Origin of the sequence: Flavobacterium sp. (assembly GCF_044361065.1) — a bacterium.
Classification (GTDB): domain Bacteria; phylum Bacteroidota; class Bacteroidia; order Flavobacteriales; family Flavobacteriaceae; genus Flavobacterium.
The window spans coordinates 1-9976 of record NZ_JBIKJI010000071.1 but is presented as its reverse complement, the minus strand read 5'-3'; the positions used below and the strand labels follow the sequence as shown (position 1 = coordinate 9976).

Annotated in this window: 8 protein-coding genes; 4 read left to right on the top strand and 4 right to left on the bottom strand. The window is 32.2% G+C overall.

Translation table 11 applies throughout. The features are described from left to right. Positions 1-769: 3-phosphoserine/phosphohydroxythreonine transaminase (gene serC / locus ACIQ11_RS05850; RefSeq protein ID WP_396153685.1), on the bottom strand; the 769-nt coding region annotated here is incomplete at its 3' end. Positions 770-1005: 236 nt separating this feature from the next. Next, a complete protein-coding gene (locus ACIQ11_RS05845; RefSeq protein ID WP_396153683.1) occupies positions 1006-2064 on the bottom strand; it encodes an acyl-CoA reductase in 1059 nt (352 codons plus the stop codon). A 135-nt stretch (positions 2065-2199) separates the two neighbouring features. Here ACIQ11_RS05845 and ACIQ11_RS05840 point away from each other — a divergent pair, with 135 nt between their 5' ends. From ACIQ11_RS05840 to ACIQ11_RS05825, 4 genes are all read left to right on the top strand, one after another. After that, positions 2200-2550, top strand: a complete 351-nt coding sequence (locus ACIQ11_RS05840) for a 4Fe-4S binding protein (RefSeq protein WP_396153681.1) — start codon at positions 2200-2202, stop codon at positions 2548-2550. A 93-nt stretch (positions 2551-2643) separates the two neighbouring features. Next, positions 2644-3738 (top strand): redox-regulated ATPase YchF, encoded by a 1095-nt coding sequence (gene ychF, locus ACIQ11_RS05835; protein WP_396153679.1) that lies wholly within the window; start codon positions 2644-2646, stop codon positions 3736-3738. A 237-nt stretch (positions 3739-3975) separates the two neighbouring features. Then, positions 3976-5838, top strand: a complete 1863-nt coding sequence (locus ACIQ11_RS05830) for a DNA topoisomerase IV subunit B (RefSeq protein WP_396153676.1) — start codon at positions 3976-3978, stop codon at positions 5836-5838. Between the two features lie 54 nt (positions 5839-5892). Beyond that, positions 5893-8634 carry a DNA gyrase/topoisomerase IV subunit A gene (locus tag ACIQ11_RS05825; protein ID WP_396153674.1) on the top strand — a complete coding sequence of 914 codons (2742 nt, stop codon included), beginning with the start codon at positions 5893-5895 and terminating at the stop codon, positions 8632-8634. Between the two features lie 50 nt (positions 8635-8684). Here the strand turns inward: ACIQ11_RS05825 and ACIQ11_RS05820 are convergent, their stop codons facing one another. Together ACIQ11_RS05820 and ACIQ11_RS05815 are read right to left on the bottom strand one after the other, a co-directional pair. Continuing rightward, positions 8685-9542, bottom strand: coding sequence for a TerC family protein (locus tag ACIQ11_RS05820; protein ID WP_396153672.1), 858 nt, complete (start codon positions 9540-9542; stop codon positions 8685-8687). Between the two features lie 68 nt (positions 9543-9610). Then, positions 9611-9976: DNA topoisomerase IV (locus ACIQ11_RS05815; RefSeq protein ID WP_353077479.1), on the bottom strand; the 366-nt coding region annotated here is incomplete at its 5' end.

Here is a 9976-nt window from a genome sequence, read left to right as displayed (position 1 = left end):
TTCCGCCTAAATTTTTTAACCATTGTAAGGTTAATAAGGACGCATAAACAGGAAACACAGGCGGCGTATTGTACATACTTTCTGCCTTAATATGTTTTTCATAATCCAACATACTTGGAATATAACGTCCTGTTTTCCCTAAAATTTCTTCTTTTATTACTACCAATGTAGTTCCGGCAGGACCCATATTTTTTTGTGCCCCTGCGTAAATGATATCAAATTGTGAAAAATCTAATGTTCTTGAGAAAATATCCGAACTCATATCGCAAACCACAGGAATATTTGTTTTTGGAAATGATTTCATTTGTGTTCCAAAAATAGTATTATTGCTTGTACAGTGAAAATAGCTTGCATCAGTTGGAATTTCAATGTTTTTTGGGATATAATTATAATTGGCTTCTTTTGAAGAACCAACAACTAAGGTTTCCCCGAAATGTTTGGCTTCTTTAATAGCGTTGTTCGCCCAAGTTCCTGTATCTAAATAAGCTGCTTTTCCATCAACTTTCATTAAGTTGTAAGGTACCATTAAAAATTCTAAACTTGCACCACCAGCTAAAAATAACGCTTGATATCCTTTGTTTTCTAAGCCTAAAAGTTCTAAAACTAAAGCTCGTGCATCATCCATAACAGCCACAAAGTCTTTACTTCTGTGTGAAATTTCTAATAATGATAAATCGGAATTATTAAAATTTAAAATGGCTTGAGCTGATTTTTCAAATACTTCTTGTGGCAAAATACAAGGTCCTGCGCTATAATTGTGTTTTTTCATAATGTTGGTTGTAGTTTGGTGCAAATTTCAGGTTTTTAGAAAAACTGCCCAAAATTAAAAATACGATATCGAAACGACTTATTAACAATATCGATTTCGAAAAATATTATTTTTCTTTTTTTGATGCCTTTCGATTGGAGTTTACTTTTGCTTCCAAATTGAATTTCGGTTGGTGTTTGTGTACGACTTTTTCTTTTTGTGTTTTAATTATCATACTAATTTTAGAAACTGTCATTTTATAAATTAATTAGAAACTGCATTGTATCTATATTATCGGCATAATCCCATAAATTTGGTTTTTGAGTATTTCCGAAATAGACTGAATTTTCAATACTTCCATTTGAAACAACACATTGAATCATTTCTGCATCTTGATTTAAACGTGTTTTTACTTCATTTATATCTTCATAATATTCATAAAACACAGAAGAAATAGGCGAGGCGTGACTGGTATCTTCTTTAATAGTTAAAAATTCGTTATCTAATAATTGAAAATTACTCATTAAAAAAACCGCTTTGTTATAATCGTAATTATTTGCATATTTTTCATAATAAATTACATCTTTTTGAGCATACATTCCATTAAAAAACGCATCGAAATTATAATTTTTGGGCACAAAAATTTTAGAAACATTTCGGCAACCTAAGCCAAAATATCGAAAAACATCTTCGCTTAATAAAGTCATTTCTTCTGGCGTTTCCTCTCCGGTTAAAACAGCTACTGAATTTCTACTTTTTCTAATAATAGAAGGTTTATCTTTAAAGTAATATTCAAAATATCTTGCTGTATTGTTGCTTCCAGTGGCAATAACAGCATCGTAATTTTCTAATTTGTCTTCAACAAACGTTATTTTTTCATTAAATCGATTATCCAATGCAATTAAATATTTGGCTAAAAATTTAATTAAATAATCGTCTTTACTTGATGTTTTAACTAAAACATTATTCCCAGAAATTAAAACCGTTAAGAAATCGTGAAAACCTACTAACGGAATATTTCCTGCTAATATTAAACCCACATTTTTAGGTTCTTTTTCAATAAAAGTATATGCGGAAAGCCATTGATTTATGTTATTTTCAGTTAAAGCTTCTGCCCAACTTGAAATGCTAAAATATACATTGTCAGGTGTAAACCAATTGTTGTGAGATTGGGATAACGCAATTAAATCTACAAATGAATTATAAAAAACGTCATTATGTTTCACGTGCTCATTTTGTTGATTATTGTCTAAAGAAAACTGACTTAAAAATTTTCCTAATTCAACAAAATTATTTTTTATTTCAATTTGTAACATATGTAACTTGTTTATATTTAGTTTACGTTGTATTTTTGCACAAAATTAATATAATATGTCGAAAGTCTAACGTCTTAAAGTAAAAAGATTTACGACATTTGACATTATGACTTTTCAACATTAAGACAAAATAAAATGGCAATTATAATAACAGACGAATGTATTAATTGTGGGGCTTGTGAACCAGAATGTCCAAATACAGCAATATATGAAGGTGCAGATGATTGGCGATGGAAAGACGGTACCAAACTTTCAGGAAAAATAATTTTACCAGACGGAACAGAACTCGATGCAGATGCAGCGCAAACACCAGTTTCAGATGATTTATATTACATTGTTCCAGGAAAATGTACCGAATGTAAAGGGTTTCACGACGAACCTCAATGTGCGGCTGTTTGTCCAGTTGATTGTTGTGTACCAGATGATAATCACGTAGAAAGTGAAGAAACACTTTTAAATAGACAAGCATTTTTGCATAACGAATAATACCTTAAACCCCAAAGTGGCGTTTTTGATAGTAAAATAATAATAAATTGAACCGATGTGAAGTCCCCTTCGGGGATTTAGGGGCTTTAAAATATGAAAGCAGGAATTGTAGGCTTACCAAACGTAGGAAAATCAACATTATTTAATTGTTTGTCTAATGCAAAAGCGCAAAGTGCTAACTTTCCGTTTTGTACTATCGAGCCAAATATTGGTGTAGTAAACGTACCCGATCCAAGAATCAATCGTTTAGAAGAATTGGTAAATCCAGAACGTGTACAAATGGCTACTGTTGATATTGTTGATATTGCAGGTTTAGTCAAAGGTGCAAGTAAAGGTGAAGGATTAGGAAATCAGTTTTTAGGAAATATTAGAGAATGTAATGCGATTATTCACGTATTACGTTGTTTTGATAACGATAATATTGTTCACGTAGATGGAAATGTAAATCCAATTCGTGATAAAGAAACAATTGACATCGAACTGCAATTAAAAGACTTAGAAACAGTTGAAAAACGTTTAGAAAAAGCGAATAAAGGCGCTAAAACAGGAAATGCAGAAGCAAAAATTGAAAAAGGAATTTTAGATAGAATTAAAGAAGCATTATTACAAGGAAAATCGGCAAGAACGGTTTTACCAAATGGTAATGAAGAAGAAGTTTTATACGAAGCGTTTCAATTAATTACAGCTAAACCTGTTTTGTACGTTTGCAATGTAGATGAAGCGTCTGCCGTAAACGGAAACAAATATGTAGAGCAAGTTCGTGAATTAGTAAAAGACGAACAAGCAGAAGTAATTATCCTTTCAGTAGGAGCCGAAGCAGATATTACAGAATTAGAAAGCTACGAAGAACGTCAGGTTTTCTTGGAAGATATGGGATTATCTGAACCAGGTTCGGCGGTTTTAATTCGTGCAGCATATAAATTATTGAACTTACAAACGTATTTTACAGCGGGTGTAAAAGAAGTTAGAGCTTGGACAATCCAAGTTGGCGATACAGCTCCGCAAGCAGCAGGAGTAATTCATACCGATTTTGAAAAAGGATTTATACGCGCTGAAGTAATCGCTTTTGAAGATTATTCCAATTTCGGTACAGAAGCAAAATGTAAAGAAGCAGGAAAATTAAGAGTTGAAGGAAAAGAATACATTGTAAAAGATGGTGATGTGATGCATTTCCGTTTTAACGTGTAATATAAGAGAATAGAGTAAAGAAAATAGAGCAAACCGTTTCAGAAATGTTACGGTTTTTTTATTGTGTATTTTTTTATTTCTATATAAAAATTATTAAATTTAATTGTAGTTTCAAGTCTATTTTCTGTGTTCTATTCTCTATATTCTAAAACTGAAAACTTCTTAATAACTTCTTTAAAAACCATTTTTATTTTTTAATGAAATCCTTTATCTTGCAAAAAATACAAATTCCGATTTATGCTAGAGCAACAAGATCAATATAACGAAGATAATATACGTTCACTCGATTGGAAAGAGCATATTCGTATGCGTCCTGGTATGTATATTGGTAAGTTAGGAGATGGTTCATCACCAGACGATGGTATTTATATTTTATTAAAAGAAGTGCTCGATAACTGTATCGACGAATTTGTAATGGGTGCAGGTAAAGTAATTGAAGTCACCTTAAAAGAAAAAATGGTTACTGTGCGCGATTATGGTCGTGGTATTCCTTTAGGAAAAGTCGTGGATGTTGTTTCCAAAATGAACACCGGAGGTAAGTACGATTCTAAAGCGTTTAAAAAATCAGTAGGACTTAATGGAGTAGGAACAAAAGCAGTTAATGCGTTGTCAAATTACTTCCGAGTAGAATCGGTTCGAGATAATCAGCAAAAAGCGGCCGAATTTTCTGCAGGAAATTTAACTCTTGAAGAAGATGTAATAGAATCTACCAAACGAAAAGGTACAAAAGTATCTTTCGTTGCTGATGAAGTTATTTTTAAAAATTACAAGTATCGTAATGAATACATCATTAAAATGCTTAAAAATTATTGTTACCTAAATACAGGTTTAACAATATATTTTAATGGCGAAAAATATTATTCTGATAACGGTTTAAAAGATTTATTAGAAGAAAATATTGCCGAAGAAGATATGGTGTATCCAATTATTCATCTTTTAGGTGATGATATTGAAGTTGCCATAACGCATAGTAAAACCCAATATTCAGAAGAATATTATTCTTTCGTTAACGGACAAAACACTACGCAAGGAGGAACGCATTTAGGTGCTTTTCGTGAAGCGTTAGTAAAAACCATAAAGGAGTTTTACAACAAACCTTTTGAAGCGTCTGATATTCGTAAATCAATTGTTTCGGCAATTGTGGTTCGTGTAGAAGAACCTGTTTTTGAAAGTCAAACGAAAACCAAATTAGGCTCAACCGATATGGGACCTGATGCGCCATCGGTTAGAACGTTTGTTAACGATTTTATGAAAACGAAGTTAGATAACTTCTTACATAAAAATCCTGAAGTTGCCGATGCATTACTTCGTAAAATTTTACAAGCTGAGCGTGAGCGTAAAGAATTATCAGGAATTAGAAAATTAGCGAAAGACAGAGCTAAGAAAGCCAATCTTCATAATAAAAAATTACGCGATTGTAGAGTGCATTTAACAGATTCTAAAAACCCAAGAAGCTTAGAAAGCACCCTTTTTATAACTGAGGGAGATTCAGCTTCGGGTTCAATTACTAAAAGTCGTGATGTAAACACACAAGCTGTTTTCAGTTTACGTGGTAAGCCATTAAACTCGTATGGAATGAGTAAGAAAATTGTGTACGAAAATGAGGAATTCAATCTATTGCAAGCAGCCTTAAATATTGAAGAAAGTATGGAAGATTTACGTTACAACAATATCGTAATTGCTACCGATGCCGATGTCGATGGTATGCACATTCGTTTGTTGTTAATTACCTTCTTCTTGCAGTTTTTCCCTGAAATGATTAAAGAAGGGCATTTGTATATTTTGCAAACACCATTATTCAGAATTCGAAATAAAAGAGAAACCATTTATTGCTATTCGGAAGAAGAACGAAAAGCGGCGATGGAAAAACTAAAGCCAAAACCAGAAATCACCCGATTTAAAGGATTAGGAGAAATTTCGCCAGATGAGTTTAAAAATTTCATTGGAGAAACCATTCGTCTCGATCCTGTAATGTTAGATAAAGCCACGTCTATTGAGAAATTATTAGAATTCTATATGGGTAAAAACACACCCGACCGTCAAGACTTTATTATTAACAACTTGAAGGTAGAATTAGATGTAGTGGAAGAGGAAGTTTAAACAAAAAACATACTGAAACTCTTTGTTAAATCAGAGAAAATAAATTCAGCATAAATGAAAGACGAAGAAGAAAACATTCATCCAGAAGAAGAAAATACGGAACATACTGAAAATAATTCAGAAGATAATTCTATTGACGACAATCAAGAAGAGGAACTTTCTGAAGAAATTATTGAAGTTGAAGCCAAACACTTCGAAGGACAACATTTTTACGAAAACGACGAAAATCCGGAAGACACCATTACTAAAGTTACGGGAATGTACAAAGATTGGTTTTTGGACTACGCTTCGTATGTAATTTTAGAGCGTGCCGTTCCTGCGATTGAAGATGGTTTTAAACCGGTGCAACGTCGAATAATGCACTCGTTAAAGGAATTGGATGATGGTCGTTATAACAAAGTTGCCAATGTTGTTGGACACACGATGCAGTATCATCCACACGGAGATGCGAGTATTGGAGATGCTATGGTACAAATCGGACAGCGTGAATTGCTAATCGATTGTCAAGGAAACTGGGGTAATATTCTTACTGGTGATAGCGCCGCAGCTTCTCGTTACATTGAGGCACGTTTGTCAAAATTTGCTTTAGAGGTTTTATATTCTCCAAAAATTACAGATTGGGGTGTTTCTTACGATGGTCGTCGTGCTGAACCAAACAATTTACCGGTAAAATTTCCCTTATTATTAGCTTCAGGAGCTGAAGGAATTGCGGTGGGATTATCAACAAAAGTCTTACCTCACAATTTTAATGAATTAATTGATGCTTCGATAAAAATATTAAAAGGAAAACCATTTACCATTTATCCTGATTTCCAAACGGCTGGTATAGCAGACGTTTCGAATTATAATGATGGAATGCGTGGTGGTAGAGTTCGAGTTCGTGCTAAAATTTCGCAATTAGACAAGCAAACGTTAGTGATTACTCAAATTCCGTTTTCAACCAATACGTCAACATTGATTGATAGTATTTTGAAAGCGAATGAAAAAGGAAAAATAAAAATTAAAAAGATTGAAGATAATACGGCTGCTGAGGTAGAAATATTAATTCATCTTTTCCCTGGTGTTTCGCCTGATAAATCTATTGATGCTTTGTATGCTTTCACAGCTTGTGAAACTTCTGTAGCTCCTTTAGGTTGTGTAATTCAAGATAACAAACCGCTTTTTGTTGGCGTGTCTCATATGTTGAAAATTTCTACAGAGCGAACCGTAGAATTACTTCGAAAAGAATTAGAAATTCAGTTAGAGGAATTAAAAACAAAATGGCATTTTTCAACATTAGAAAAAATCTTCATTCGAGAAGAAATGTATATCGATTTCAAATTGTATTCGGACAGAGAAACACTTTATGAGTATTTATACAAACAATTTGAACCCTTTAAAAAGTCGTTTGTTCGTGAAATCGTAGATGAAGATTTACAGAAATTAACGCAAATTCCAATGATTCGTATTACGCGATTTGATTCGGATAAAGCGGACGATTTTATTGCGAAGTTAGAAGACGAAATGAAAGAAGTCCAACATCATTTAGATAATTTAATTGATTTTGCTATTGATTATTTCGCCAAATTAAAAGAAAAATACGGAAAAGGAAGAGAACGCCAAACGGAATTGAGAAGTTTCGATACAATTGAAGCTACGAAAGTGGTGTTGCGTAACACAAAATTATACGTGAACAAAGAAGAAGGTTTCTTTGGAACAGGTTTAAAGAAAGACGAATATGTGGCTGATTGTTCTGATATTGATGACGTAATTGTTTTCCTTAGAGATGGTAGAATGATGATTGCGAAAGTGGACGATAAAAAGTTCGTAGGCAAAGACATTATTCATATTGCGGTTTTCGATAAAAATGATAAACGAACCATTTATAATATGATATATCGTGATGGTAAAAACGGTTCTACATTTATTAAACGATTTAATGTTTCTGGTGTAACTCGTGATAAATTTTACGATTTAACGCAAGAAAAACCAGGTTCGCAAGTCTTATATTTTTCTGCCAATCCAAATGGAGAAGCTGAGGTGGTGACTATTTTATTGCGTCAAGTAGGAAGTATTAAGAAACTGAAATGGGATCAAGATTTTTCAGATATTGCCATTAAAGGTCGTGCAAGTAAAGGAAATACGGTTACAAAATATCCTATAAAGAAAATTGAATTAAAAGAAAAAGGAATTTCAACACTTCGCCCAAGAAAAATTTGGTTTGATGATACGGTACACCGTTTGAACGTTGATGGAAGAGGTGAGTTGTTGGGCGAATTTAAGCCAAATGATAGATTGCTTATTGCGAATCAAGCTGGAAAAATTAAAACCATTATTCCTGAATTGACCACACATTTTGATGAAGATATGATTGTAATGGAAAAATGGAATCCGAAAAAACCGATTTCAGCTATTTATTACGATGGAGAAAAAGAGCGTTATTTTGTAAAACGTTTCTTAATTGAAAATGAAAATAAGGAGGAAATTTTTATTACTGAGCACGAAAAATCGCAATTAGAAATTATTTCTACAGATTGGTTACCAATGGCTGAGGTAGTTTATGCAAAAGTAAAAGGATTACAAAAAGACAATCAGATTGTAAATTTAGATGAGTTTATTGCTGTAAAAGGAATTAAAGCATTAGGAAATCAATTAACTACTGATAAAATCAAACAAGTAAATATACTTGAATCGTTATCTTATGAAGAGGAATTAGAAGAACCCGAAGCAATTGTTTCTGAAGAAAATACTTCTGATGACCAAGATTTCAATATCGAATTAGACAATGACGGACAAATAACGTTGAGTTTAGAATAAATTCCAAAAACAAACCTGATAGTTTAAAACCTATCAGGTTTTTTTATGACTTAATTCGTAATATCAGTATCTTCTAATTTTTGATCCATAATTTTACTATTATGTAAAACAACAGGTTTCTTGCTGTTTTTCTTCATTTTTAGATTTAAAAACTCTACAAATAAAGAGAAGAAAATAGAGAAGTATAAATATCCTTTTGGAATGCTATGCACGGTTTCTCCACCAAAGAATTTAAAGTTGGCTAAGTGTGAACCTTCTGCTAAAAGCATCACACCAATTAATATTAAAAATGATAATCCTAAAATTTGTATGGTTGGGTGATTGTTTACGAATTTACTTACAGGTCCTGCAAAAATCATCATAATAATTATTGAAATAATAATTGCCATTATCATAATTTCAATAGCACCTGCGGTTCCAAATCCAACTGGTGGTTCGGCAGCACTTACTAAACCTATTGCAGTTAAAATACTGTCAAAAGAAAACACAATATTTAACAAAGCAATTTGTAAAATAGCAGCGCCTAAAGTATTACTGGCTTTACCACCAGCTGTTTCATCTTCTCCTTCAAGTTTATGATGTATTTCTGAAACGGATTTGTACAATAAAAATAAACCACCACCAAAAATAATTAAACTTTGACCCGAAATTCCTCCTGAGAAAAAGCCCAAATCAAAATCAAAAAACGATTTTTTTAAACTCATTACCCAAGTGATTCCAAAAAGCAATACAACTCGAAATGCCATCGCTAATAATAATCCGATTCTTCTGGCTTTTGGTTGGTCTTCCGGTCTTAATTTTCCAGAAACAATGGATAAAAATACAATATTATCAATTCCGAGAATGATTTCTAAAAAAGTTAAGGTTAATAGGGCAATCCAAGCGTCTGGGTTGGTTAATATTTCCATTTGGTTAGTTATATTTTGTTTTTAGAATTTAGTCTGTTTAAAGACATACTGTTATTTTACGTTGAAAACTATAATTTAGTTACAGAACCAAATTGTTTTTTTGCATCGCCAACAAATGAATATTCAAAATTATATTTTAATTCTTTGGTATTTAGTATTTTAACGTGAATTGCTTTTTTTTCTGCTCTGTTTTTTGGCTTCACATTTTCTAAAATATATTCACAGTCATTTATCCAACGAATTGTAAAAGTATCAATAACTTGATTATAGTTTTCAATTTGAATAGAATCATTTCTTTCAAATGAACTCGTTAGTTTTTTACCATCAAAAGTGGTTTCTGAAGTAAATTTTCCGGTTTTAAAATCGGTACACTTTCTTTCTTGATTGTAACAAGAAACAAGTGTTAATGCGAATAGTAATATGATTTTTTTCAT